The organism is Paenarthrobacter sp. AMU7, from assembly GCF_041200195.1.
GTDB lineage: Bacteria > Actinomycetota > Actinomycetes > Actinomycetales > Micrococcaceae > Arthrobacter.
On the sequence record NZ_CP165735.1, the window covers coordinates 2,060,563 to 2,084,444 of the forward strand.

25 protein-coding genes and 7 tRNA genes are annotated in these 23,882 nt (G+C 62.1%); 8 read left to right on the forward strand and 24 right to left on the reverse strand.

Features of this window, described 5'->3' with window-relative positions; all coding sequences use genetic code 11:
• Positions 1-80: 80 nt before the first annotated feature.
• The 6 genes from ABQM86_RS09395 to ABQM86_RS09420 form a co-directional block, all read right to left on the reverse strand.
• Complete coding sequence (locus tag ABQM86_RS09395) at positions 81-737, reverse strand: DUF3000 domain-containing protein (protein ID WP_337340926.1); 657 nt, start codon at positions 735-737, stop codon at positions 81-83.
• Positions 738-800: 63 nt separating this feature from the next.
• Positions 801-1,862, reverse strand: a complete 1,062-nt coding sequence (locus ABQM86_RS09400; protein WP_369746655.1) for a low specificity L-threonine aldolase — start codon at positions 1,860-1,862, stop codon at positions 801-803.
• A 70-nt stretch (positions 1,863-1,932) separates the two neighbouring features.
• On the reverse strand, positions 1,933-2,673 hold the full coding sequence (locus ABQM86_RS09405) for an SDR family NAD(P)-dependent oxidoreductase (protein ID WP_369746454.1): 741 nt from the start codon (positions 2,671-2,673) through the stop codon (positions 1,933-1,935).
• Positions 2,673-4,040 carry a DUF6421 family protein gene (locus tag ABQM86_RS09410; RefSeq protein ID WP_207597190.1) on the reverse strand — a complete coding sequence of 456 codons (1,368 nt, stop codon included), beginning with the start codon at positions 4,038-4,040 and terminating at the stop codon, positions 2,673-2,675. Before ABQM86_RS09410 ends, ABQM86_RS09405 begins: the two co-directional genes overlap by 1 nt.
• 201 nt (positions 4,041-4,241) lie before the next feature.
• Positions 4,242-4,682 carry a peptide-methionine (R)-S-oxide reductase MsrB gene (msrB, locus tag ABQM86_RS09415; protein WP_369746656.1) on the reverse strand — a complete coding sequence of 147 codons (441 nt, stop codon included), beginning with the start codon at positions 4,680-4,682 and terminating at the stop codon, positions 4,242-4,244.
• Between the two features lie 14 nt (positions 4,683-4,696).
• Entirely contained in the window at positions 4,697-5,188 is a 492-nt protein-coding gene (locus ABQM86_RS09420) for a hypothetical protein (protein ID WP_280627761.1), read from the reverse strand.
• 120 nt (positions 5,189-5,308) lie between these two features.
• On the opposite strand from ABQM86_RS09420, the gene ABQM86_RS09425 reads away from it, so the two are divergent.
• A complete protein-coding gene (locus ABQM86_RS09425) occupies positions 5,309-6,631 on the forward strand; it encodes a S9 family peptidase (RefSeq protein ID WP_242703578.1) in 1,323 nt (440 codons plus the stop codon).
• On the opposite strand, the gene ybaK is transcribed toward ABQM86_RS09425, so the two are convergent.
• The 3 genes from ybaK to ABQM86_RS09440 all read right to left on the reverse strand — a co-directional run bounded on the left by ybaK (position 6,628) and on the right by ABQM86_RS09440 (position 8,656).
• Positions 6,628-7,146 carry a Cys-tRNA(Pro) deacylase gene (gene ybaK, locus ABQM86_RS09430; protein WP_369746455.1) on the reverse strand — a complete coding sequence of 173 codons (519 nt, stop codon included), beginning with the start codon at positions 7,144-7,146 and terminating at the stop codon, positions 6,628-6,630. The two genes, ABQM86_RS09425 and ybaK, sit on opposite strands and share 4 nt — an antisense overlap.
• Before the next feature lie 35 nt (positions 7,147-7,181).
• Positions 7,182-7,640, reverse strand: coding sequence for a SufE family protein (locus tag ABQM86_RS09435; RefSeq protein ID WP_198318399.1), 459 nt, complete (start codon positions 7,638-7,640; stop codon positions 7,182-7,184).
• 89 nt (positions 7,641-7,729) lie between these two features.
• Positions 7,730-8,656 (reverse strand): sulfurtransferase, encoded by a 927-nt coding sequence (locus tag ABQM86_RS09440; protein ID WP_207597193.1) that lies wholly within the window; start codon positions 8,654-8,656, stop codon positions 7,730-7,732.
• A gap of 209 nt (positions 8,657-8,865) precedes the next feature.
• Between ABQM86_RS09440 and zapE the strand changes: the two genes are divergently transcribed.
• Positions 8,866-9,906, forward strand: coding sequence for a cell division protein ZapE (zapE, locus tag ABQM86_RS09445; protein ID WP_207597194.1), 1,041 nt, complete (start codon positions 8,866-8,868; stop codon positions 9,904-9,906).
• A gap of 1 nt (position 9,907) precedes the next feature.
• On the opposite strand, the gene ABQM86_RS09450 is transcribed toward zapE, so the two are convergent.
• From ABQM86_RS09450 to ABQM86_RS09490, 9 genes are all read right to left on the reverse strand, one after another.
• Positions 9,908-11,125: a benzoate/H(+) symporter BenE family transporter gene (locus tag ABQM86_RS09450; protein WP_207597195.1), complete on the reverse strand. Its 1,218-nt coding sequence runs from the start codon at positions 11,123-11,125 to the stop codon at positions 9,908-9,910.
• A 120-nt stretch (positions 11,126-11,245) separates the two neighbouring features.
• Complete coding sequence (locus ABQM86_RS09455) at positions 11,246-11,479, reverse strand: antitoxin (protein ID WP_207597196.1); 234 nt, start codon at positions 11,477-11,479, stop codon at positions 11,246-11,248.
• A gap of 95 nt (positions 11,480-11,574) precedes the next feature.
• Entirely contained in the window at positions 11,575-13,029 is a 1,455-nt protein-coding gene (locus ABQM86_RS09460) for an amino acid permease (RefSeq protein ID WP_280627765.1), read from the reverse strand.
• 177 nt (positions 13,030-13,206) lie between these two features.
• A tRNA-Gly gene (locus ABQM86_RS09465) sits at positions 13,207-13,282 on the reverse strand.
• A 57-nt stretch (positions 13,283-13,339) separates the two neighbouring features.
• Positions 13,340-13,414, reverse strand: a tRNA-Val gene (locus ABQM86_RS09470).
• 25 nt (positions 13,415-13,439) lie between these two features.
• Positions 13,440-13,512 (reverse strand) — tRNA-Gly (locus tag ABQM86_RS09475).
• Between the two features lie 57 nt (positions 13,513-13,569).
• A tRNA-Val gene (locus ABQM86_RS09480) sits at positions 13,570-13,644 on the reverse strand.
• A 39-nt stretch (positions 13,645-13,683) separates the two neighbouring features.
• A tRNA-Cys gene (locus ABQM86_RS09485) sits at positions 13,684-13,754 on the reverse strand.
• 46 nt (positions 13,755-13,800) lie between these two features.
• Positions 13,801-13,873, reverse strand: a tRNA-Gly gene (locus ABQM86_RS09490).
• Positions 13,874-14,121: 248 nt separating this feature from the next.
• Here ABQM86_RS09490 and ABQM86_RS09495 point away from each other — a divergent pair.
• A tRNA-Val gene (locus tag ABQM86_RS09495) sits at positions 14,122-14,196 on the forward strand.
• 1,593 nt (positions 14,197-15,789) lie between these two features.
• Here the strand turns inward: ABQM86_RS09495 and ABQM86_RS09500 are convergent.
• From ABQM86_RS09500 to ABQM86_RS09525, 6 genes are all read right to left on the reverse strand, one after another.
• Positions 15,790-16,182, reverse strand: coding sequence for a hypothetical protein (locus ABQM86_RS09500; RefSeq protein ID WP_369746456.1), 393 nt, complete (start codon positions 16,180-16,182; stop codon positions 15,790-15,792).
• Positions 16,183-16,304: 122 nt separating this feature from the next.
• Entirely contained in the window at positions 16,305-16,790 is a 486-nt protein-coding gene (locus tag ABQM86_RS09505) for an alpha/beta hydrolase (protein WP_369746457.1), read from the reverse strand.
• Between the two features lie 141 nt (positions 16,791-16,931).
• Positions 16,932-17,462, reverse strand: a complete 531-nt coding sequence (locus ABQM86_RS09510) for a hypothetical protein (protein ID WP_369746458.1) — start codon at positions 17,460-17,462, stop codon at positions 16,932-16,934.
• 30 nt (positions 17,463-17,492) lie between these two features.
• Complete coding sequence (locus tag ABQM86_RS09515; RefSeq protein WP_369746459.1) at positions 17,493-17,885, reverse strand: ankyrin repeat domain-containing protein; 393 nt, start codon at positions 17,883-17,885, stop codon at positions 17,493-17,495.
• Positions 17,886-17,992: 107 nt separating this feature from the next.
• Complete coding sequence (locus ABQM86_RS09520; RefSeq protein ID WP_369746460.1) at positions 17,993-18,130, reverse strand: hypothetical protein; 138 nt, start codon at positions 18,128-18,130, stop codon at positions 17,993-17,995.
• A gap of 53 nt (positions 18,131-18,183) precedes the next feature.
• On the reverse strand, positions 18,184-18,684 hold the full coding sequence (locus ABQM86_RS09525) for a hypothetical protein (RefSeq protein ID WP_369746461.1): 501 nt from the start codon (positions 18,682-18,684) through the stop codon (positions 18,184-18,186).
• Positions 18,685-19,131: 447 nt separating this feature from the next.
• On the opposite strand from ABQM86_RS09525, the gene ABQM86_RS09530 reads away from it, so the two are divergent.
• The 5 genes from ABQM86_RS09530 (at position 19,132) to rpe (ending at position 23,841) form a co-directional block, all read left to right on the forward strand.
• Positions 19,132-20,016 carry a cytochrome gene (locus ABQM86_RS09530; protein WP_369746462.1) on the forward strand — a complete coding sequence of 295 codons (885 nt, stop codon included), beginning with the start codon at positions 19,132-19,134 and terminating at the stop codon, positions 20,014-20,016.
• A 70-nt stretch (positions 20,017-20,086) separates the two neighbouring features.
• A complete protein-coding gene (gene def / locus ABQM86_RS09535; protein WP_369746463.1) occupies positions 20,087-20,659 on the forward strand; it encodes a peptide deformylase in 573 nt (190 codons plus the stop codon).
• Complete coding sequence (gene fmt / locus ABQM86_RS09540; RefSeq protein ID WP_369746464.1) at positions 20,656-21,576, forward strand: methionyl-tRNA formyltransferase; 921 nt, start codon at positions 20,656-20,658, stop codon at positions 21,574-21,576. The genes def and fmt overlap by 4 nt, the downstream gene beginning before the upstream one ends.
• On the forward strand, positions 21,573-23,120 hold the full coding sequence (locus tag ABQM86_RS09545) for an RsmB/NOP family class I SAM-dependent RNA methyltransferase (RefSeq protein WP_369746465.1): 1,548 nt from the start codon (positions 21,573-21,575) through the stop codon (positions 23,118-23,120). The genes fmt and ABQM86_RS09545 overlap by 4 nt, the downstream gene beginning before the upstream one ends.
• A gap of 46 nt (positions 23,121-23,166) precedes the next feature.
• Positions 23,167-23,841, forward strand: a complete 675-nt coding sequence (gene rpe, locus ABQM86_RS09550; protein WP_369746466.1) for a ribulose-phosphate 3-epimerase — start codon at positions 23,167-23,169, stop codon at positions 23,839-23,841.
• Positions 23,842-23,882 lie beyond the last annotated feature (41 nt).

A 23,882-nucleotide genomic window follows, 5' to 3' on the forward strand; every position in this document is an offset into this window, starting at 1 on the left:
CTTACCGATTCACGCCGGGTTCTCGCCGGGACGCGGTGCTGACCATGTATTGGCCGCCGTGGGCGACGTGTCAACAGTGGTCAATTCAGCCTCCTGTTGGGAAGTCCAGTGACGCCCGGCGGAAGGGGAGGAAGCCCGGCGAAAGTACAGACCATGTCAGACCAGGCCTCCAAGTGCGCCTGGACGTCAGCGCCGGCAGGGGTCCATGAAGCGCGCAGTTCAATGTCTATGGTGTCCGGGCGTTCGGCCAGTGTGCCAAAGCTCTCGGAAAGGATCCTTGTTGCCGTGCCCCCAGCCGCGCGATACGGGGCTGCGTGGTTCTCCAGGGCGTCCACCAACCACGTCCAGGCGACGGAGCCCAGCATGGAGTCGTTGCCCATCTCAGCGTCCATTTGGGCCCGGATGTAGGTGACAATACGGAATTCACCTTCCCACACCGGTGAACCATCGGGATCGTAGAGGAGGATGAACCGGCCCGTGGCCAGTTCGTCGTCGTCCTCGCTCGCCGGCGTGTTCGCCTGGCTCGCTGCGAAGGCCTTTGCCGCCGGCCCGTGGACGGGAACGCGGCGCGTAGCCGCAGTGGGGCTGAAAACTTCCGCACCCAAAGCCACCGCGTACGGGGCCAGCCGGGCGGGCGCAGGGATCTCATCAAGCCGCAATTCGCTGCGGCATTGGGCTTTTCGAAGTGTTCCCAAGGCGAGGAGAAAGTCCGAGGGAACCTGTGCGAGGGCGTTCACCCTCGCAGGTTATGCTTCCGGGGCGGCGATTCCCAGCAGGCTCGCCGCCCCGGATGCGCGGGGTTACCGGGAGGCCAGCTCCCGCTTGATGCCAGCAACGAAGGCGTCGATGTCTTCCTCTGTGGTGTCAAAGGAGCACATCCACCGGACCTCACCTCTGGCGGCGTCCCAATCGTAGAAGGCGAAGCTCTTGCGCAGGCGGTCGGCAACGCCGGCCGGGAGGATGGCGAAGACGCCGTTGGACTGCGTCGCCTGGGTGGGCTCCACGCCGTCGATCGCTTCAATGGCCGTCCGCAGGCGGGCTGCCATGGCGTTGGCGTGGGCGGCCGAACGCAACCACAGTCCATCCTCCAGCAGGGCAATGAACTGGGCTGAGATGAAGCGCATCTTCGAGGCGAGCTGCATGTTCATCTTGCGAAGGAACTTCAGGCCATCAGCCGCCTCCGGGTTGAGTGCCACTACTACTTCGCCAAAAAGGAGCCCGTTCTTGGTGCCGCCGAAGGACAGGATGTCCACGCCGGCGTCGCGCGTGAAGGCCCGGAGGGGAACATCAAGGTGAGCGGCTGCGTTCGCCAGCCTGGCGCCATCCATGTGAAGCTTCATGCCCTTGGAATGGGCGTGGTCCGCGATGGCCCGCACTTCTTCAGGGGTGTAGCAGGTACCCAGTTCAGTGGTCTGGGTTATGGAGACCACCAAAGGCTGGGCCCGGTGCTCGTCACCCCAGCCCCACGCTTCGCGATCAATCAGCTCGGGGGTGAGTTTGCCGTCCTCGGTGGGAACCTGGAGGAGCTTGATCCCGCCCACCCGTTCGGGTGCACCGTTCTCATCCATGTTGATGTGCGCGGTGGAGGCACAGATCACCGCTCCCCACCGGGGAAGGAGGGATTGCAGGGCAAGGACGTTGGCGCCGGTGCCGTTGAAGACCGGGAAGGTCTCGATGCCCGGCCCGAATTGCTGCTCCAGCACCTCCTGCAGCCGTGCGGTGTACACATCCTCGCCGTAAGAGACCTGGTGCCCGCCATTGGCGGTTGCCAGTGCTGCGAGGATCTCCGGGTGCACGCCGGAATAGTTGTCGGAGGCAAATCCACGAACCGATGGGTCATGGAGCTGGCTGTTCCCAACCATCGTGTTGGCGCTGTTGGCGCGGTGGATGGCCTCTGTTGTGCTCGTCACTTGTTCATTCACGCTTTCAAGTCTATTTGGCCAGCAGGATGCGCTGGCCGTTGAGGTTTGCGGCCGGTTCTTCGAACAGTCCGACGACGGCGGCCGCCAGGTCCTCGACGTCCGTATAGCCGGGGAACCGCCTGTCCGGATGCGCGGCACGCATTGCGGAATCCACCAGGGCTTTGACCACGAAGATGACGGCTGCGCTGTGTTGGCCTTCTGGCTGCTGCTGGCTGTCCGGCCGGCCGTCCGCCTGCGCGCGGCGGAACCCGTCAGCCACTGCAAGGGTCCAGGCTTCAGCGGCAGCCTTTGCCGCGGCGTAACTGGCGGCAGCGGCAGTAGGGGCTGACGCGGAGGTGGAGGAGATCATCGCCAACCGGCCCTGCGGGGATGCCTCGAGCTGGCTGTAGAACACCCGGGAGACGTTGCGCAGGGTAGTGATCGCGCCCCGTTCCAGGGCATCCCAATCCTCATCGGATTGGTCTTCGATGCCTTTCGCACCACGCCAACCGCCCACCAAGTGGATGACTCCATCCACCTTTTCAACGCCGTGGCCGGAGAGCCCGTCCGCGAGGTCGCGAACAGCCTCATACGAAGCGAGATCGCACACCAGGGGGACCACTCCATGGCCGGCTTCATTCGCCGCTTCCTGGATGCGCAAGTCGTCCGAGCCCACAGTGAAGACCCGGTGACCGGCGGCCCCCAAAGCCCGCGCGGCAGCAATGCCGGACGCGCTGCTGCCGCCGGTCACAAGGATGGTCAGTGTGGGCATCAGGCCGCCGTCGCGCCGGTGATGCCCGTAGTGGATTCGATCACGGGACGCATCTTCTTCTCCAGTGCTTCGTAGAACATGGACAGCGGGAACTCGTCGTCAAGGACCTGGTCGGTGAGCCCGCGGGGAGGACCGTCCAGCGGCAGGGCATCCGGTCCCTTGGCCCACACAGACGCCGGGTGGGCAGTCACCGTGCCGGAAATGAGTTCGTACGCAGCCAACCAGTGGGCGGCCTTCGGCCGGTCAATGGAACGCCAGTAGAGTTCTTCGATTCTGGCACCGAGTTCAACCACTACTGCAGCAGCATCCTCCCAGTCAATGGAGAGCTTGCTGTCCGTCCAGTGAAGGACGTGGTGCTGGTGCATCCACGCGAACAGCAGTTGACCGCCAAGTCCGTCATAGTTGCGGACACGGCTGCCGGTGATCGCGAAGCGGAAGATCCGGTCAAAAATCACCGCGTACTGAACAAGTTTTGCGTGCTTCCTGGCGTCAGGATCGGCGTTCTCATCCTTCTCGATGCGGACTGACTCGCGGAAGGCGGTCAAATCGCATCGCAACTCTTCCAACGAGTAGAGGAAGAACGGCATGCGCTGCTTGATCATGAACGGATCAAAAGGCAGATCACCCCGCATGTGGGTGCGGTCATGGATGAGGTCCCACATGACGAACGTGCGCTGGGTGAGTTCCTGGTCCTCGATCAACTGGGCTGCATCTGCTGGAAGTTCCAAAGAAGTGGTTGCTGCTGCTGCCTTGAGGACGCGGCGGAAGCGTGCGGCTTCACGGTCGGCGAAGATGGCGCCCCAGGTGAAGGTGGGAGTCTCGCGCACAGCAACGGTTTCGGGGAAGAGCACCGCGGAGTTGGTGTCGTACCCGGGAGTGAAATCGATGAAGCGGATGGGGACGAACAGCTTGTTGGAGTACTCGCCCGCTTCAAGCCCGCCAATGAACTCAGGCCAGATGACCTCGATCAATACGGCTTCGACCAGCCTGTTGGTGCTGCCGTTCTGCGTGTACATGGGGAAGACCACCAGGTGTTGGAGGCCGTCAACGCGCAGTTCCTGGGGCTGGAACGCCTGCAGGGAATCCAGGAAGTCCGGTACGCCGAAGCCGCCCTGTACCCACCGGCCAAAGTCCTCCACCAGCAACTCCAGGTAGCGGGCGTCGTGGGGGAACAGGGGAGCCAAAGATGTGACGGCGTCGCAGATCGTTGCTACGAGGGTTGTTGCCTCGCCGTGGACCGAGGGATCGGCGATGGAGCCGTCCTGTTCCTGGTGTGCTTGGAGTGCTGTGGCCGCGGCCTTCAGCGTTGTCCACTCGGCGTTGTCAGCGGTGACACGCGGGAGGGTGGAGGTGGCGATGGTTGTCATGGAGCTCGGCCCTTTCCGAAGTAGTGGTTGCTTCTGGGCCGAGCGTAGCAAGCGAAAAGCATTGCTAATTGAAAAAAGCCCCGAGGATAAGCAACTCTTGCCCTTTGGGTGTTCCTGCACAGTTCGAGATCCAGCGCCCCGCACTCCTGCAGGACAACAGCTCCGGACGGACCGAACCCATGGCCGGCCCGTCCGGACCCGTCAGCTCTCTTCCGGGTTGACCAGGCGGAGCGAGATGGAGTTGATGCAGAACCGCTGGTCCGTAGGGGTGCCGTAGCCCTCGCCCTCGAAGACGTGCCCCAAATGCGAATCACAGTTGGCGCAACGGACCTCCACCCGGTCCATGCCCATGGTGCGGTCATGAAGATAGCGGACCGTGCCTTCAGCCAAGGGAGCCCAGAACGACGGCCAGCCGCAATGGGAATCGAACTTCTCCTTGCTGGTAAACAGCTGGCTGCCACAAGCACGACACTGATAGACGCCCTCTGTGTGGGTGTCCCAGTACTCGCCGGTGTACGGCCGCTCCGTTCCCGCCTGCCGCAGAACGCGGTATTCCTCGGGGGTCAACTCCTCGCGCCACTGGGCATCAGTTTTCTCCGCAGGCGCAGAAGTTGTCTTGCTGGTGTTCTCAGGAGTGTTCATGTCTTGTGCAACGCTCACGAGTCGCCGATAAATCCCGAACCCGCGTACAGATGGAGGACAGGAAGTCCCAATTGATCCTGCGCTTTGTTGGCCCAGTCGGTGTGGAACGTATCGGCGATGGCATGGGGGCGCGTGACCACTACGGCCTGCGCGGCATCGAGCGCACGCACCTTGGACACCAAGCCGGCCACGGCACCGCCGTCGACGACTTCACCCGTGACGCCGCCACCCAAACCGGCCAACGCCGCCAAGGAGGCCGACAACGTCTCCGACGCTTCAGCACGCTCCGCCGCCGGATCCGGTGACTGCGCTGTAAGTTCGCGGAACGCCTTGGCGATCTCCAGCAACGAAAGATTCTCCAGGAAGTCCACCAGGAGATGTCGCTCGGTGTTGGCGGGAACCAGGACAACAAGGGGCGCGTCGCTGCCATCCACCAGTTTGGCGATGTTAACGCGGTCGTCGGGGCCAAGGGGCTCTTCAGTCAAGATGACTATGGGATCACTCATGGCTACAGCGTAGTCCCGCATAACCTGAGTCCGCAGGCTTTGGTACCGAATCAGGGTGCAGGTGCGCCGCGCGGCCCGCACCTGCACCCGGCGTGGCCAGGAAGCGGCAACAATGGAGGCATGGCATCGACACACGGGTCAGCGGGCGACGCTGCAGAGAACAAAATGTCCCTCCGTACCAAATGGGCCATAGGCGGCTTCCTCGCGGGCGGCACCCTCGCAGGCCTGCTCGGCGCCGGGTCCTCTGCGCTCGCCGTCTACTTTGCACGGCGCGTCATCACCCCGGCGGCCCGCCATGAGGACCAGGAGGTCCTGGCAGTCATCCGGGACGACAAGGGGCTCCAGGTCATCCTCGCGGCTACCCCGGACACCACCATCGACGGCGTGTTCAGTCTCTTCTTCGCCGGCGGTCAAGGACACGCGCGGATTGGCCGGATCGTGTCCTACTCCCCGGCCGAGCAGACTGTCCTCCGCGAGGTTGAAGAGGTCTACAGTGGCAATCTGGCAGAGGCCCGCCGTGGCTGGTGGAGCGGCGCTACCTACCCGGACCCGGCGTCGATCGGCCTTGCGGCCGAGGATGTGGAGATAAAGGTCGACGGCGGGCTGGCGCCGGCATGGTTGATCCGCGCTGATGCTTCCGCTGCAGCGCCGGTCTGGGCAATTATGGTGCACGGGCGTGGCGCCACGCGGCTTGAGGGCCTCCGGGCTGTGCGTACGGCGCGGAGCCTGGGGCTGGACAGCCTGCTCATCTCCTACCGCAACGACGGCCTGGCCCCATCAGCCCTCGATGGGCGCTACGGCCTGGGATCCACTGAATGGCGGGACGTGGAGGCTGCCATTGATTACGCCTTGGAGCATGGGGCCGGGGAGGTCGTGCTGTTCGGGTGGTCCATGGGCGGAGCGATCAGCCTGCAGACAGCCGATCTCTCCAGGCACCGCCACCTCATCCGGGCCTTGGTGCTGGATGCCCCCGTCATCAACTGGGTCAATGTCATGGCCCACCATGCCCAAATGAACAGGATTCCCTACACCGTGGGGCGTTATGGCCAGTTGATGCTGGGTCATCCGCTGGGGCGCAGGCTGACCGGCCTCGCGGCTCCCGTTGACCTCAAGGCCATGGATTGGGAAGCCCGCGCCATTGAGCTGCGGACCCCCACGCTGTTGATCCACAGCGTCGACGACGACTACGTTCCGTTCGGCCCGTCCGCCAGCCTCGCCGAGAAGAACCCGGAAATGGTGACCTTTGAGCCCTTCAACGGTGCGCGGCACACCAAGGAATGGAACGTGGACCCGGAACGGTGGGAACGCGTAGTGCACGCATGGCTGCAGCGGGAATTGGCTCCACGGAACAACCCGGGACAGCCGGTGGCTGCAGGTCCGGAGGATGGTGCAGGCTCAGTGGGTGGTGCAGGACTGACTGGCGCTTCTGGCCAGACTGGCTAAGGCCGACGCTTGGTATCAGCTGGCGGGGAGGTGCCGATGGCCGCAACGGCGGCCTGTGTCAACCGGATGAGGTCCGCGGGAGCGAGTTCGATGTCCAGTCCGCGGCGGCCACCGGAGACCAGGATGGCGTCAAAGCCCAGCGCTGATTCGTCCAGGACCGTGGGGGAGGGCTGGCGCTGTCCCACGGGCGATATCCCGCCCAGCACGTAACCGGTGCGGCGCTCAGCGGCCTTGGGATCGGCCATGGCCGCTTTCTTCGCTCCCAACGCCGCCGCAACCGACTTCAGGTCCAGGTTTCCGGACACAGGGACAACGGCTACCGCCAGGCGGCCTTCGACCTCCACCATGAGTGTCTTGAAGACCCTCTCCGGCTCGATGCCCAGGACCTCCGCGGCTTCCATGCCGTAGCTGGGCGCGGCTGGATCATGGGCGTACGGGTGAAGCACAAAAGAAACGCCGGCCGCAGCAAGAGCTGCAGTAGCCGGCGTTCCCTGTGAAGCCATTTTCTTGGCCATACCGTCTGGTGGCGCCTTTCGGTGTCCTGGCGGGCTCAGTGCTCCAGCCGGCTGGCGGCTGCAACTTTGCGCTTGATGCGGCCGAGCATGGCCGTCATTCCCCGCATACGCAGGGGAGTAATGGCCCGCGTCAGGCCCAGCAGTTCGGGCATGTCGTCCGGAACAGCAAGGATCTCTTCGGCGGTAAGTCCGTCGAGTCCCTCGTGCAGGACACCGGCGAAGCCGCGGGTGGTCGGCGCCTCCTGGGGAGCCTTGAAGAAGAGCCGGTACTTGCGGGCACCGTCAGGATTCTTCTCCGACTCGATCGTGAGGAACAGCGGGGACTGGCATTCCACAACCTGCTCCAGCAACTCAGGGTGGTCCTTCAGGCGCTCTGGAAGCTCCGGAAGGCCCCTGGAGAACTCAAGCAGGAGCTGCAGACGGTCAGGCTCCGTCAGTGCCTGGAAGTCATCGACGATTTCCGCCAGCGCGGTGGGCAAAGTGTACGTACTCATCTCTTCCAGCTTACGCACAACCGCGGCGATTGCGCTCTGTATGCCGCAACACTACGGGCCCTCCGGACGGTGGCGGATTCACGCGACGACTAGTTGCGTGCGAAGGCGGCCGGAACGGAACCGCGCTCTGCACCCTTGACGATGGGAACGCGAACGGCATTGCCCCACTCTGTCCAGGAGCCGTCATAGTTGCGCACGGTATCGAAGCCCAGCAGGTACTTGAGCGCAAACCAGGTGTGGCTTGAGCGTTCGCCGATCCGGCAGTAGGCCACGACGTCGTCGCCGGCCGCCAGTCCGGCCTCACCCAGGTACAGGGCTTCGAGTTCTTCGCGGCTGCGGTAGGTGCCGTCCTCTGCAGCGGCCCGGGCCCATGGAATGGATGCGGCCGTAGGGATGTGGCCGCCACGGAGTGCGCCCTCTTCGGGGTAGGCAGGCATGTGGGTGCGCTGTCCCGTGTATTCCTCGGGGGAGCGGACGTCGATCAGGGGGTTTCCCAGGTGCGCCAGGACATCTTCCTTGAAAGCGCGGATGGGAGCGTCGTTGCGCTCTACTTCCGGGTAGTCGCCGACGACGGGCTGTGAAGTTTCGGTGGTCAGCTCGCGGCCTTCGGCGATCCATTTGTCGCGGCCGCCATCCAGGAGGCGGACGTCTTCGTGGCCGAAGAGAGTGAAAACCCAGAGGGCGTAGGCAGCCCACCAGTTGGACTTGTCGCCGTAAATGACAACCGTGCTGTCGCGGGAGATTCCCTTTGATGATGCGAGGGCAGCGAAAGCAGCGCCGTCGACGTAGTCGCGGGTGACCTCATCGTTCAAATCGGTGTGCCAGTCGATCTTTACGGCTCCTGGGATGTGGCCGGTCTCGTACAGGAGGACGTCCTCATCGGACTCAACCACTACCAGTTTGCCGTCGGCAACAGCGCCGTCGGCAAGCGCGGATGCGAGCCATTCGGTGGAAACAAGGCGTTCGGGGTTCGCGTACGACGCGAACTTTTCGTTCTGTTCAACGGGGTAGGACATGGTGATGGCCTTTCACTGACAACGGACGGAAGCCTGGCCGTGGGGAGTGGTGCAGGTGCCGGCCCGGCTGCTTCCAACACTAACCACGGGGCGACAGGAATGCTTCCCTGCGGTCACACGGTGAAACATGGGCTTGGTCACGTGTCCCGCCGGGGCCGCCGGAAGCCGGTATTCTTGCTGGGGACCTAATACCGAAGGAACGGACCACCGTGGTACAGATCGAGCAACTGGCTGCCCGCACGCCGGCAGTCTCCGTGGAGGAGCTCCTGAAGGGTTTCTACCCCTCTCCGCGATTCGGAGAGGTATCGTTCGACAGCTACCGTCCCGACCCCTCGCAGCCGAGCCAGGCCAATGCCGTGAAGCTCCTCTCGGCCTTCGCCGACGGAGTGGCATCCGAAGACAACGGCGGCTTGTTCAAGAAGCTCTTCGCCAAGAAGGCGCCGGCCACCAGAGCAGGAATCTACCTTGACGGCGGCTTTGGCGTCGGCAAGACCCACCTCCTGGCCTCGTTGTGGCACAGGTCGCCCGGACCCAAGGCCTTCGGTACGTTCGTTGAATACACCAACCTGGTGGGTGCGCTTTCATTCCGCAAGACCGTGGAGGCGCTGAGCAGCTACAAGCTGGTCTGCATCGACGAATTTGAACTGGATGACCCCGGCGATACCGTGTTGATGTCCCGCCTGATGCGTGAACTGGCCGACGCCGGCGTCAAGCTCGCGGCCACGTCCAACACCCTGCCCGGCTCGCTGGGCGAGGGCCGCTTTGCCGCCGTCGATTTCCAACGCGAGATCCAGGTTCTCGCGGACCAGTTCGATGTTGTCAGGATCGACGGCGAGGACTTCCGGCACCGTGGATTGCCCGCTGCTCCGGCGCCGCTGAAGACCGAAGAGCTCAAACACCGTATGAAGGCCGAATTCGCCGGCAGGACCGTGGCGGTGGATGACTTCCGCACGCTGGTCAATCACCTGGCTGCGGTTCACCCCAGCCGTTACCGTCAACTCATCTCCGGCGTTGAAGCCGTGGTGTGGAGCGACGTCGAAACCATCACGGAGCAGGCAGTAGCCCTTCGCTTCGTAGTGCTGGCGGACAGGCTTTATGACAAAGATGTGCCCATCCTGGCCAGCGGCGTCCCCTTCGACAAACTCTTTACCGAAGAGATGATGACCGGCGGTTACACCAAGAAGTACTTCCGGGCTGTCTCCCGGCTGACCGCCCTTGCCCGTGAGGCGCAAAACCACGAACCCGCCTGATTCACGCTTTCTGAACAGGCTCGCGGCTCTTGAGCATCCAGCGCACCAGGATGCCTCCGGCCAGCGCCCAGAACGCAGCGCCAACCCCGGCAAAGCTGAGGCCTGACGCTGCCAACAGGAAAGTGATGCAAGCCGGAATGCGTTCCTCCGCTACAGCCAGCGCTGAGGAAATGGAGGCGGCCAGAGTCCCCAGGAGTGCCAGGCCGGCGACGGCTTCCAGGAGTCCTGGCGGGGCTGCGGCCACCAACGTCACCAGCGCCGCGGACGCCGCGGCCAGGACAAGGTAGGCCAGTCCGGAAACGAACGCTGCGATCCAACGCCTGCCATGGTCCTTGCCTGCTTCCTCTCCCGCCGCCAGCGCTGCGCTGAGCGCCGCGAGGTTTATCGCGTGTCCGCCGAAGGGTGCACCGGCAAGAGTGCCCGCGCCGGTGACCAGCATCGAGGGGCGCCATGGAGTGGTGTACCCGAACGACTTCAGGACTGCGACGCCTGGAATGTTTTGCGATGCCATGGTGACGATGAACAAGGGTAATGCCAGCCCTACGGCAGCCTCCAGGGAGAAGGCCGGAGTTGTCCACTCAAGCCTTGGCACGAGGCTGTGAAGGGGTACCTGGACTCCGTTGGAGACTATGTGGATCCCGATGACGGCGAGGGCAACCAGCAACGATGCTGGGACAGACCAACGCGGTGCGAACTTCATCAGCACAACCCAGCACAAGATCACCGGAGCAACGAGGAGCGGTGCCGAGCCCAACGACTTGAAGGGCGCCAGGCACAGGGGAAGCAGGACCCCGGCAAGCATGGCTTGCGCCAGCGCAGTAGGGATCCTGGCCATGAGGCGCCCCAACACCGGCAACAATCCCGTCAGGACGATCAGTACCCCGACCATCAGGAACGCGCCCACGGCAGCCGGCCAGCCGCCGTCGACCGTTCCAGCGGAGGCGAGCAGCGCTGCCCCGGGTGTTGACCACGCGAGCGTGACCGGCATCCTGGACCGCCAGGACAGCCACAGGATCCCGAGGCCGAAGGTCAGGGTGAGTGCCAGTAAACCGCTGGATGCCTGGGCCTGATTGGCCCCCACAGCTTGAAGACCTGCCAGGACTACTGCGAACGATGAAGTAAAGCCAACCAACGCTGTCACAATGCCGGCGGTGATCGGCGGGCCCAGTGTGTCCCGGCTGACATGGTTATGAGTGGTGGGCGGGGAGACAGAACGCATGAAGTCCAACGTACCCGAACAGCGGGCGGACGCCCTGTCGGTTAAACGCCAAGGGCACCGGTGGCGCCTCTCGGCGGGACCGGTGCCCCCTTGACGTATCTGGTACGGCGGCTCAGGCAGCTACGGCTGCTTCGGCTCATCCGTGACGGGAGCCTGTCCAGGCTTTCCGTCGTTCTTGGCCACGAAGTCGGAAGCGGCATTCTGGACCTTGTCGACGTGGCCGGCATACTTGCCGCCCGTCTTATTGTCCACAAAATCCCCGGCCTTTTCGATGCCATTCTTGATGGCTTCTTCGTTGCCTTGAATGAGACCCTGAGCCTTGCCCTTCAGGTCGTCAATTAAACCCACGGGCACCTCCCTTCCATCGCGGAGCCAGTTCGCTCCTCCGCGTCCGACCCTAACACCACTTGACAGGGGTGCCAAGGGTTGCGGACGACGCTGTGGACAAACTACGCCAATGGCTTACTTTCCACCTTGTGGCGCGGGCTGTCCGGGTTCATCAGTGAGTGCCTGCGACCGTACGCGAAGTAGATCACCAGGCCGATGACCAGCCACACTCCAAACCGGGCCCAGGTCTCCCAATGCAGTTGGAACATCAGGAACGCGGAGGCCAGGACGCCGAAGGCAGGGACGATCGGCATGAGCGGCAACCGGAACGTCCTCGGAGCATTTGGCTTGGTGTATCGGAAAACAATTACTGAAACGCAGACCACCACGAAGGCGGCCAGGATGCCGATGTTGGTGAGGTCGGCTACTTCCTTGATGGGGAAAACGCCGGCGAGGAAGGCCGAAGCAACGCCGGCGATCCACGTCACGCGCTGTGGCGTGCCGTGCCGGTCCGTCTTGGCGAACCAACCGGGCAGCAGGCCGTCGCGGCTCATGGAGAACCACACGCGCGTGACGCCCAACAGGAAGGTCAGCATGACGGTCAGGATGGAAAGCACCGCGAACACCGAGATGATGGTGGCAATGACGGGCAGTCCAACCCCCTGGAACGCCGACGCGAAGCCGGCCGTGGGGTTGATGTCCTTGTAGTTCTGCATACCGGTCAGGACCAGCGTGGCAGCTACGTACAAAAGCATGGCGATGATCAAGGACAAGATAATGGCCTTGGGCATGTGCTTCTTGCCGTCCTTCGCCTCTTCGGCCGCTGTGCTCATGGCGTCATAGCCGAAGACTGCGAAGAAGACGGTTGCGGCGCCGGCGATAACCGGACCGAAGCCGCTGGGCATGAACGGGTTGTAGTTCTCGGCGTTGACGTAGAAAATACCGAGTCCGATGATGAACAGGATCAGGATGACCTTAATGGCCACCGCTACCAGTTCGAACCGGCCAAAGGCCTTGGTTCCACGGCTCAGGATCCACGTGACCAACAGGCAGACCAGGATCGCCGGGAGGTTGATGATGCCGCCCTTGCCCTCGTCGGCAGTGGACGTCATCCACGTTGGCATGTGGATTCCGATGCCGGAGAGGAACGCATCGAAGTAACCGGAGATGCCGATGGCCACCACAGCCACGATCGCGATGTATTCCAGCAGCAGATCCCAGCCGATGAACCAGCCAATGATCTCGCCGAGGGCCACGTAGCCGTAGGTGTAAGCCGAGCCGGCGCGGGGGATCATTCCAGCGAATTCGGCGTAGGACAGCGCGGCGGCGCCGGATGCCAAGCCGGCGATCAGGAAGGAAATCAGAACTGCGGGGCCTACGCCCGGAGTTCCCTCGCTCCCGTGGGCTACAAGGCCGGCGAGGGAGAAGATCCCGACGCCGATAATTCCGCCGACGCCGATGGCCGTCAGCTGCCAGAGGCCCAGACTTTTGAATAGTCCGCTGTGCTTGTTTTCTTCCTCAATGTCGTCGATCGGCTTGCGCCTCAGGACGGACTTGGAAGCCGTCTGTTGATTCATGGGGGTACTCCTGCCAGTTGGCGTGGAACGGTGATGAGCTCGCAGTACATTATGCGAGCCTAATCACATTAGATAAAGCGACTTCTTCTGAGGGGTATCGGTTACTTCAAGTAATGAATCGATTATTTGCTGAAGTTGGGCACAAAAAAAGCAGCTCCGGGGAGCTGCTTTTCTTTTTGGAGCGGACGACGAGATTCGAACTCGCGACATCCACCTTGGCAAGGTGGTGCTCTACCAGCTGAGCTACGTCCGCACATGTTGTCTGCCGGGCTGATGCCTGGCCGTCAACAACAAACAAGTTGCCTTGTTCTGGTGGGCGATACTGGGATCGAACCAGTGACCTCTTCCGTGTCAGGGAAGCGCGCTACCGCTGCGCCAATCGCCCGTTTCCGGGTCCTATCGAGTAGGAGAGCGGACGACGAGATTCGAACTCGCGACATCCACCTTGGCAAGGTGGTGCTCTACCAGCTGAGCTACGTCCGCACATGTTGTCTGCCGGGCTGATGCCTGGCCGTCAACAACAAACAAGTTGCCTTGTTCTGGTGGGCGATACTGGGATCGAACCAGTGACCTCTTCCGTGTCAGGGAAGCGCGCTACCGCTGCGCCAATCGCCCATGCATCCAGCCAACTGCTGGAAGACATGGTTTTCACCGAGGTGGGTACGGGATTCGAACCCGTGTATACGGCTTTGCAGGCCGCTGCCTCGCCTCTCGGCCAACCCACCGTGTAAGCCGAATTCCGGGGAATTCCTGCTTTGACAGTGCCTTGCGAGCGGACGACGAGATTCGAACTCGCGACATCCACCTTGGCAAGGTGGTGCTCTACCAGCTGAGCTACGTCCGCAGTGTCGTTTTGACGGACAACCCTTCAGGCTTTCCGTCGCTTTCCGACGAGTAAAAACTCTATAGGAGGTTGTTGCAAACTCCAAATCGAGGGTGGGGATTTGGTTTCGCAGGTGGCTGGATCCTTGAATCTGCGCGGAATCCCCTGAGTTTCACCCATGTAATTCCACCGCTGTAGTTCGGTTGTCAATGAAGGCGCTGATCGGTTTTGCAATCAGGCCGTGGTCGGTTAGTGTTTTCTATGCACCCGGGCGATTGGCGCAGTGGTAGCGCGCTTCGTTCACACCGAAGAGGTCACTGGTTCGAACCCAGTATCGCCCACCAAGAGAAGCCCCCGGAATTCCGGGGGCTTTTGGGTTTCTGAGGCATTTTCCTCCACTCCGTGGTACCTGCGTGGGACTCGCGAACGAGGTCCATGAATCCTGCTCGGCAGGATGATGGCTACCTACTGTCCCAAGTACCACGGGGACACCACACCAGTACTACCCAGTCCCACCACCAAGGTGTCTCGGTTTCAGTAATTGCCACGGTTGATCGCATTCCCCCCTCTTGTCCTGGTGTCAATAAATGGCAATCAACCAGCAGGGCAGAGCACGCGACCGATGCGACCAGCATGCCTCTTACAGAGGGGTGGTCCGTTAGTTCCGGTTGAGTCCGAAGGTGCGGGTCTTCAATGGTGCCTAGTAGTGGGGCTTCGCTGCGTTCACTTCTGAGGACGGCGCGCTGGGCCCGGGATTCCGGCCACGTTGTTGGCATTTAGAGTTGTAGCCCAGTGGATGAGCGGAGAAGCACCTGAAAGTCGGCGAAAGACAGCGTGCTTTCCCGATGCACGTCGGGTTCGTCCTCAACGGTCACAGTAGACCTGTCAGCGTCGAGCAGTATGTTGAAGGTGTTGTACTCGTAGTAGCGTCTTCCGCTCTTTAGCTGCTCTATCCCGGCGAGGAGTTGGAGCCGAATGTAGTCGTTCAACTCTCCCGAAAGGAACTCTTCAAGGGGCTGTTGAGCCGTCCCTTTCAGTGGGGCGTCTGCCGTTTCCCAGCGTTGTGAGGCTGCTGCTGCAGCCTTCCCTGGAAGTTGCAGTAGCCACCTGCCGGAATGTCCTCGTTCACCCAGTCTCCTGGTTTCAAGGCCTGAATCTCATCGAGGAGTCCGAAGAACTCCGGTCTGGCTGCTTCCGGGGTCGTGGTGACGCCCTTCCCGTCATCGGGAAGCATGTTGCTCGCTGCGGTTTGAGAGGGTGATGGGGCTGTAACAGCACTCCTACCCGGAGACGCGGGGGCGCATCCGGACACGAGCAGCAGCAGGACGGCGCTGGTGGATAGGACAGGCCAGTACCTACGGACTTTGCTGATCACTGCTTGCTACCGGAATTTGCCCTCGGGATCCCGAGCGCATCGAGTGTTGCCGCCGAGCGTGGTGCCCAAGCTGCTCGTTCCAAGCTGCATGGAGAACTTGCCATCGCCAAAGCCAGTGGTCGTCTGGTCTCGGTTCGCCCCCGAAGGCTGGGTTTGAACAACTCTTAGCCCATTGCTTTCAAAGACTTCCTTTACCGACTTATGTATCGCTTCAGCCTGATCTTCTGAGATCGCGCCCTGCGTACTGTCGTAATTGAACCGAGTGCCCTCGGTCCCGTCCGGGAGGGGGCACGCCATACCGGGTTTATCGGGTGAAATTTTCGTCCAATCGCCCGGGGCGAGAGCTTCAAATTTGTGTGAAGATGTTGAGGTATTCCGTGCGGGCTTGTTCTGGTCCCATAGTCTGCTCCGCGGCGCTGGTAGGTGGGGTGGTGCTCGGCGTTGTTACACAGCCAGTGAGGGCAGTGAGGATGGCAACGACAAGGCCTTGGATGAGAAATCTTCGCGAAGACATGGTGGTCATCGTGTCGCATTCGTGAATTGATCGTCCGCCTGGGGATTCCTAGCGAAATTTACCTTCCGGGTCGGCAAAGCAGCGGGTGTTCCCGCTGAGGGTGATGCCGTACTTGCCGGTACCGAAGCCCATAGAGAACTTGTCGGGCCCGAGGACCACGGTGTGTCGGGCAAAGTTCGGGCCATCATCGATTTCCTGCCTGAGATTAAACCCGGTGGCCTCGAACAAGGCCTTGACCTTGTCGTGGAGAACATCCATCTCTTCCCGGCTCAGTGGACTCCGACTGGTATCGAAGGAGACCTGGGTGCCTTCCGTGCCGAGGGGACGATCACAGACCCACCCTGCTTTGTCTGGTGTGACTTTCGTCCAGTCGCCGGGGGCGAGAGCTTGAATCTTGTTGAAGAGGTCAAGGTACTCTGTTCGGGCTTCTTCCGGGTCCATGAGCTGCTCCGCGGTGCTGGTAGGTGGGTTGGTGCTTGGCGTTGTCCCGCACCCTGCAAGGGTGAGTAAAAGGATCGCCGCGGCGGGAAGCATATGCCAGTATCGGCGGCTACGTGTGGATGTCATCGTTTCGCATTCGTGAGCTGGTCATTCAAGCCGCGGGCGATCCTGGCCTGGTTGTAGCTAGACTCTGTTGACTTGTCGAAGTAACCGTAGATGCCGTCCTTGCCACCGGTTTGCCCGTCGTGGGTTTTCGTTGGCAGGTCTTTGGCACCATCCGGTCCTGTGGTGCCGTCCGTGCCAAAGGTGACAGCGCCGAATCCGGAGTCGTCGGTGCTTTTACGCTGCCAGCCGACTCCATGCCCGACCTCGGCTACGTGGTCCCAGTCGTAGCTTCCCCGGTAAACAGTTCCTCCGGGGTTCAGATGGAGATCGTTCACGGAAGTCACGTTATCAGGGGCACCAACGTCACCGACGAGAACGAGGTTATCGACAGGCAGCCCGGTTTTTGCCGCCTCCATGACCCCGAGGGAACCCATGGAGTGCCCGACAGCCGTTGTCATCGCTGCGTTGTCGAGGTTCTGATGAACTGCGTTGAACCCGACCACATCGCTGGAACGTCTGGCGCATTGCTGCCACCGATGTGGAAAGCTACATCGCTGAGGCGTACAGGGTCACTGCAGAGCGGATCGCCGCCGGCGAACTTCCGGAGTGATGGCCAGACGAACAGTCTTGAAGCGATGCTGCGCCTAGCGGCGGCTTCCCCACGTCTTGTGCCAGTACTCGGCGCTCTGGCTCTTTGAGCGCACGATGGCGTCGGGTTTCGGCGTAGCTGGCCACATCTCCAGCAGGTAATGATCGACGACTTCTTCGGAGAATTCTCCATCATGGCCTTCGTCGCGGCCCTTCGCACTGACCCGCAGCCGGTAGCTCCCGGGCGGCACGTTAGCTAGTTCCCCCTTCGTCTCATCCGCCCACGAGGCCCAACGCAGATCGTGTCCTGGGGGGAGTGCGAAGGATACCTCTACGATGTCTTCCCATGCGCTATCGGGTTCCGTAGCTGGCCGCTTATCAAGGAGAACGATGCACATGTCAGAACCGCCAGACCGTCGTCCGAGGTTGATATAGACCCCATTGGGAGCTGCAGCCCCGACCAGGCCGTTGACCTGGCCCTCAAAGCAGCGTTCAAAGATGCCGTCGAAGCCGCCCTCGTCAGCCCAGATGAGGTCGAACTGGCCGTAGTCCGTCATGATCACCTGATCGAGCAGCACTCTATCCATGGCATCAGGATAAGTCTTGGATAGCGCAGGTTACTCAGGTACGTCGGTGAAGTACTGCGCGACGTCGTAATTGCCGATCAGCCGCGCCAGCCCCACGGGCGTCTGGCCGCTTCCGTTGACACAGAGCGGATCAGCGCCGTGCGAACGCAGGAGTTTGATCAGTTCGCCACGGCCGTTTGAATTGAAGACGGCTGTAAAGAGCGCGGTGTTGCCCCAGCCGTTTTGAAGATCAACGGTGGCGCCGGCACCAAGCAAAGCGGCAGATGCTTTTACTGAGTATTCCTGCGCCGCAAAATGTAGGGGCGTGAATCCGGCTTTGTCCTGGGCGTCGGGAGAAGCGCCGTCAGCAAGAAGTTGCTCTACGGCGGCAACATCGTTTTCCAGGGCTGCGTGGTGGAGCGCTGTGCGGTTCATCCTGTCCATACGTGCAGCCTTCCATATCTGTGCCGCAAGACAGCGCGCGCCGACTGGATTGCTAATTGTCTTTTCAGGGCTTGTTTATGGTTCCGGGGGCGTGAGTTGTTGAGGGCTCAGTTGCAGCGCGAGTTCACGTAGTTGGCGGGGCGGAAGGGATTGATCAGGTAAGCGGTGGCTCCGGCTGCAATGCCATGAAGTTCATCGCCACGCTCAGCGAAAGCTGTGATCAGGGCGCTGAATTTAGTCCGCACCGTGGAACAGGCAGGCTACATCCGCGCCGGTTGAGTTCTTCCCGAACCGGGGCTTAGCGGTTATGGAATTCGAACCTGTCGCCCCCGTCCGGATCGCCTAGCGTATAGGTGAGGAACTGATCTGAGCCACGTTTCCAGACAGACAAGGGAAAGATTGCCAAGTCCTGTGATGTCTCAGGCCGGAGCCTGACGTTCGTGAACTTTTTGCTGACGAGGTCCTTTTTGATCGACCATTGGCCGGAATAGGTCACTAACCTTTCCCAGTCGAGCTTCTCTGAAGAGGTCCCATCCCCGAAGGTTCCCTCAGTCACACCAGGCCACTCAAAGATACCGTCAGCGCAGAGCTTCAAAAGTGTGGTGTGGCCGTTCTTCGGCTTCGATGTCCACTCGCCAATAATGTCAGAAGGCTCTACCTCGTCGGGGAGCTCCAACAATGCGCACGCACTCACCGTGGCGACGAGAACTGCGCTCCCGAGGCTTATCAGTACCTGCCGGCGGCCAACCTGGGATTCCTGCAGCTCAACCCGCGCAGGAACGAAGTTGCCGATCTTCATTGATCTTTGCCTCTCTCACATGGGGGATTCGGTTCGAGGCCAAGGCGCCGATGAAGGATCCCATACCGGACGCTGGTTAGTGCTAGTCGGGTTCTCCTGCGCTTTTGAGGATCGCAGCCACCACGTCCGCTTTTTGCCTGGTGTAAGCACTCCAGTCCTTGGTGCTGACGGCGGCGTCGCGCTTGACGGGGCAGTAATTGCACGGCAATCGCCAACACCGATGGGTATTTCGCGTCACGAAACGCTTCATCGGAGCACTTTGTCAACATGCGTGCTGAGGATGAACCTGATGTGCCCTGGACCCCTCCTGACCCTGGGCTGTCCACTTCGGAACTGGCGGAGACGGCTCCCATCCTTGCGGCGAAGCTGGCCCGGCTGCCGCCGGAGCAACTCGCAATGATCTTCCCGCCGGAGAATTCTGTCGGCCCTGTATGACACAGTCTTTATATGACTGCTCCACTGCTTGCCCACGCTACTGACTACGGCCGGATGTATGCCCGCTCTACCACGGAGCAATTTTCGGTTCCCTCCATCACCACGGTGATCGGACAACAGGCCCACTCGCTGGACGGTTGGTTCAGCTACATGGGTGCGAGCAGTCTCGCTGCGGACCCGGAGCTTCCGGCGATTCTTGGCAGCCCGGCCAAAACCCGCCAAGCGATTAACAAGGCGGCCAAAGCTGCTGAGGTGTATAGGGACGCGGCAGCAGCACGAGGCGACCGCGTGCACACGTACTGCGAGCAGGTTGCCTTACGTGCTCTGGGGCGTCCACACCGCATGCAGGAATGCCGGGACGACCTCGCAGCCCGTGGTGAGGAGGCGTTTGCCGCCCGTTTCGATGAATGGTGGGAGCTGTACCGGGTGGAGCCCTTGGCCCCGGAGATCACCGTGTGGAACAAGACTGTGGGCTACGCCGGGACACTTGACCTTGTAGCCCGGATCAATGGGCGTATCTGCCTGATCGACTACAAGACCAAAGGCACTACGCGGGATGGAACGGTCAAGTCCCTGGATGACAAAGTGGTCATGCAACTCGCGGCCGGAATGAAGGCGGAGGAAAGCCTGGTCGATCCCGTTGCCGGAGTATGGGAGCCATGGAAATACGGAGACAACCCCATGCTGCTCGCTGTAGCCATCGGAGAGACCGAAGTCCGGCCGATGCGGGCCAACCCGGAAATCCTCAAGCACCATTGGTGGAAGTTCTGCGCGCTTCGGCGCGTCTGGGAAATGTCGGCAGACGTCTCTGCTGCGGGACAAGCGCTGTTGCCCATTGCTCCGCCGGTGTTCGCAGCGGTTGGCGCCGGAGCGGCAAACAGCGCCAGCGGTGATTGACCTCAACTAAACTGGCTTAGGCTCCGCAACACCCGGAGCCGGGTTTGACGATAGTGAGGACTGACAGCACATGGCAATTTTGAGTATCCGAATCATCGGGGATCCGGTGTTGCGCACCGTAGCGGACCCTGTCACCGATTTCGGTCCGGAGCTCGCCAAGCTGGTAGCTGACATGACTGAAACCATGGAGGACGTGGAAGGTGCGGGCCTCGCTGCACCTCAGATCGGCGTCAGCCAGCGTGTTTTTACCTACCGCATTGGGGGAGTGGAAGGCCACATCATCAACCCTGTCCTGGAGAACAGCGATGACTTCCAGCCCGACGAAGTAGAGGGTTGCCTCTCGATCCCCGGCCTGGGCTTCCCGGTCCGCCGTTTCCGGACAACCAGGGCCACCGGTGTTGATATGAACGGCAACCCGGTCTCGGTGGAAGCAGAGGGCATGCTTGCCCGGTGTTTCCAGCACGAAACGGACCACCTTGACGGCATCTTGTACACGGACAGGTTGGAAGGGGATGACCGCAAGGCAGCTCTCCGCGCCATCCGGAACGCCAACTACCACGCCATTACGGAGAAGACCACGTCCCAGCGCGCCGCCAGCGCGGGATCGAGTTTTGGTGGCGGCAGTTTCGGGGCACCCGAGTGAGGGTCCTTTTCGCAGGAACCCCCGCCGTGGCCGTCCCATCGTTGGACGCTCTGGTTAAGGCGGGATTCGACGTCGTCGCGGTCCTGACGCGCCCGGACGCGCCGGTAGGCAGGAAGCGTGTACTGACACCTTCGCCCGTCGCAGCGCGGGCGATGGAACTGGGTATCGACGTCATCCGCGCGGCCAAGGTCGATGCGGAAACCACCGCCCGGATCTCGGACTTCGCCCCGGATGTCGCTGCCATTGTTGCCTACGGTGGAATTGTTCCGAAGGCAGCCTTGGGAGTTCCGAGGCATGGGTGGGTCAATCTGCATTTCTCGCTCCTCCCTGCTTGGCGGGGCGCTGCCCCCGTCCAGCGATCAATCATCGCGGGGGACGAAATCACTGGTGCCGTGACGTTCCAGCTCGAAGAAGGCCTCGATACCGGCCCCGTGTTCGGTACCCTCACTGAAGCTGTGCGGCCGGATGACACCTCCGGGGACCTCCTCGAGCGCCTCTCCATCAGCGGAGCCGTGCTTCTCAGCCAGACGCTTTCCGCGATCGACGCCGGTCAGGCTGCCCCGCAACCCCAAACCGGAGAAGTCTCCCTCGCTCCCAAATTGATGCTGGAGGACGGCCGCCTTGACTGGCAGCTGCCGGCCCTTGCCGTCAGCCGCCGGGCTCGTGGTGTGACACCTGAGCCGGGGGCATGGACAACGCTGGAAGGCCAGCGAATCAAACTTGAACCACTGGCACTCCGTCCTGAGATTAAGGACCTGGCTCCGGGCACCATCAGGGTGGAGGGCAAGTCTGTTCTGGTGGGTACCGGATCCCACGCCGTTGAGCTCGGCAGGATCCAGCCGGCAGGTAAGAAAATGATGTCGTCGGCTGACTGGGCCCGCGGCTTGGCAGCACCCGAGAGAGTGGTATTCGAATGAGTGAGTCCGGCCGGCGAGGCCCCAACAACAGCGGGAACCGGGACGGCGCCGGACAAGGCAACCGGGGAGCACGTGGCGAAAGCCGGCGTGACGCCCAAGGCAGGGAGCGAAACCGTGGCCCTCAGCGGGGCTTCACGAACAATGCTCCCTCGCAGCGCACCCGCCGCGCTGACCCGGCCCGCCTTGTGGCCTTCGAAGTGCTCCGTGCTGTTGCTTCCGAGGATGCCTACGCCAACCTGGTGCTCCCAGCCCGCATCCGGGAACACCGCTTGGATCGCCGGGATGCCGGCTTCGCCACGGAGCTGAGCTACGGCGCTTTGCGCGGTCAAGGCACCTATGACGCTATTCTCGCCCGCTGCGTGGACCGCCCCCTCGAGCAGTTGGACCCTGCAATCCTGGATGCCCTGCGGATTGGCGCCCATCAGTTGCTCTCAATGCGTGTTCCTGCGCATGCAGCGTTGGACCAGACCGTTGGCTTGGCGCGTGCCGTCATCGGCGCAGGTCCGTCAGCCCTGATCAACGCAGTCCTGCGCAAGGTCACTGCCCACAGCATGGGCGAGTGGCTGGACATCCTGCTGGCCGACGAAACCGATGAAACCCGGATTGCCTCGCTCCGGCATGCCCACCCTGAATGGATTGTCCGCGCATTGCGCCAATCGCTTGTCAACCACGGACGTCCGAAGTCGGAAATTGATGACCTGCTGGAGGCGGACAACGCCGCGCCCGTGGTCAATCTGGTGGCGCTGCCGGGTTTGGGAAGCCTGGACGAGGCTTTCGACAATGGGGCCACGGCAGGCGAACTGGTCGAAGATTCGGCATTGTCCGCCGGTGGAGACCTCGGCCGCCTGGAAACAGTTCGTCGCGGAACCACCCGCGTGCAGGATGTCGGATCCCAGCTGGTTGCCCGGGCCTTGGCCGGCGTGGACCTGGGCGCCTCCTCCGGAAGTGAACGCTGGTTGGACTTATGCGCAGGTCCGGGAGGCAAGGCCGCTCTTCTGGCTGCCCTGGCGCACAGGGACGGCGCTACGTTGTTGGCCAATGAGCCCGCGCCGCACAGGGCGAAGCTCGTTCAGCAGGCACTGTCGGCTGTTCCGGAGGACACATGGTCGGTACGGACGGGTGATGGACGCGACGTTGGTTCGGAGCAGGCGGAAGCTTTCGACCGCGTGTTGGTTGATGTTCCCTGCAGCGGGCTGGGAGCGTTGCGCAGGCGCCCCGAATCGCGGTGGCGGCGCTCACCCAAGGACATTGGCGACCTCGGTCCGTTGCAACGTGACCTCTTGAAGTCTGCAATTGATGCAGTAAAGCCCGGCGGCGTGGTTGCCTATGTGACATGCTCGCCGCACCCGGCCGAAACCACCGCGGTTGTCAGCGACGTCATGGCCAAGCGTGAGGACCTGGAACTGCTCGACGCCGGGCAGGCTCTTGACGATGTCAGCCTCACCGGGCGCTTGGGCGCAGGGCACGAACAAACAGCCCAGTTGTGGCCGCACGTCCACCAGACCGATGCCATGTTCATGGCCATCATCCGTAAAAAGCCGTAACTGCCGGAACCCGGCTTTCCATTTCCACCGACCCAGAGGGGCTGCTTTGTCTCAGTGCTGTATCAATCCGAGCATCCTGTCTGCCGATTTCGTCAACCTTGAGGCGGAACTGCAGCGGATCAGCAATGCCGATGCCGTTCACGTCGACGTCATGGACAACCACTTTGTCCCCAACCTGACGCTGGGCCTGCCGGTGGTGCAGCGGATCCAGGCGGTCAGTCCGGTACCGTTGGACGCCCACCTGATGATTTCCGACGCCGACCGTTGGGCGCCTGCCTACGCGGACGCAGGCGTTGCTTCGGTGACGTTCCATGTGGAAGCCGCCATGGCCCCCGTCAAGCTGGCACGCGAACTGCGTGCGCGGGGATCCAAAGCTGGAATGGCCCTTCGTCCGGCTACGCCGGTTGAGCCCTACCTGGACATGCTCAGCGAATTGGACATGCTGTTGATCATGACGGTGGAGCCCGGATTTGGTGGGCAGTCCTTCCTGGACATCACCCTGCCCAAAATCCGACGTGCGCGGGCTGCGGTAGAGGGCTCCGGCATCGGCGTGGCCATCCAAGTGGATGGGGGAATTACTGAGGAAACCATCATCAGGGCCGCAGAAGCCGGTGCCAATGTGTTCGTGGCAGGCTCGGCGGTCTATGGGCACCAGGATCCCGCAGCGGCGATCGATCGGCTCCGTGCAGCAGGCCAGGCTGTGACGGCGACGTTCGCCTGACGACCGTCACCACATGTTACGAAGATGGCTGGGAATAGCCC

Bases quoted from the DNA above. Each gene is read 5' to 3' on its own strand.
- ABQM86_RS09400 (WP_369746655.1), bottom strand. From the start codon at position 1,862: ATGGTTGGGAACAGCCAGCTCCATGACCCATCGGTTCGTGGATTTGCC.
- ABQM86_RS09405 (WP_369746454.1), bottom strand. From the start codon at position 2,673: ATGCCCACACTGACCATCCTTGTGACCGGCGGCAGCAGCGCGTCCGGC.
- ABQM86_RS09410 (WP_207597190.1), bottom strand. From the start codon at position 4,040: ATGACAACCATCGCCACCTCCACCCTCCCGCGTGTCACCGCTGACAAC.
- msrB (WP_369746656.1), bottom strand. From the start codon at position 4,682: ATGAACACTCCTGAGAACACCAGCAAGACAACTTCTGCGCCTGCGGAG.
- ABQM86_RS09420 (WP_280627761.1), bottom strand. From the start codon at position 5,188: ATGAGTGATCCCATAGTCATCTTGACTGAAGAGCCCCTTGGCCCCGAC.
- ABQM86_RS09425 (WP_242703578.1), top strand. From the start codon at position 5,309: ATGGCATCGACACACGGGTCAGCGGGCGACGCTGCAGAGAACAAAATG.
- ybaK (WP_369746455.1), bottom strand. From the start codon at position 7,146: ATGGCCAAGAAAATGGCTTCACAGGGAACGCCGGCTACTGCAGCTCTT.
- ABQM86_RS09435 (WP_198318399.1), bottom strand. From the start codon at position 7,640: ATGAGTACGTACACTTTGCCCACCGCGCTGGCGGAAATCGTCGATGAC.
- ABQM86_RS09440 (WP_207597193.1), bottom strand. From the start codon at position 8,656: ATGTCCTACCCCGTTGAACAGAACGAAAAGTTCGCGTCGTACGCGAAC.
- ABQM86_RS09450 (WP_207597195.1), bottom strand. From the start codon at position 11,125: ATGCGTTCTGTCTCCCCGCCCACCACTCATAACCATGTCAGCCGGGAC.
- ABQM86_RS09460 (WP_280627765.1), bottom strand. From the start codon at position 13,029: ATGAATCAACAGACGGCTTCCAAGTCCGTCCTGAGGCGCAAGCCGATC.
- ABQM86_RS09500 (WP_369746456.1), bottom strand. From the start codon at position 16,182: ATGGACCCGGAAGAAGCCCGAACAGAGTACCTTGACCTCTTCAACAAG.
- ABQM86_RS09510 (WP_369746458.1), bottom strand. From the start codon at position 17,462: ATGGATAGAGTGCTGCTCGATCAGGTGATCATGACGGACTACGGCCAG.
- ABQM86_RS09515 (WP_369746459.1), bottom strand. From the start codon at position 17,885: ATGGACAGGATGAACCGCACAGCGCTCCACCACGCAGCCCTGGAAAAC.
- ABQM86_RS09525 (WP_369746461.1), bottom strand. From the start codon at position 18,684: ATGAAGATCGGCAACTTCGTTCCTGCGCGGGTTGAGCTGCAGGAATCC.
- ABQM86_RS09530 (WP_369746462.1), top strand. From the start codon at position 19,132: ATGACTGCTCCACTGCTTGCCCACGCTACTGACTACGGCCGGATGTAT.
- def (WP_369746463.1), top strand. From the start codon at position 20,087: ATGGCAATTTTGAGTATCCGAATCATCGGGGATCCGGTGTTGCGCACC.
- ABQM86_RS09545 (WP_369746465.1), top strand. From the start codon at position 21,573: ATGAGTGAGTCCGGCCGGCGAGGCCCCAACAACAGCGGGAACCGGGAC.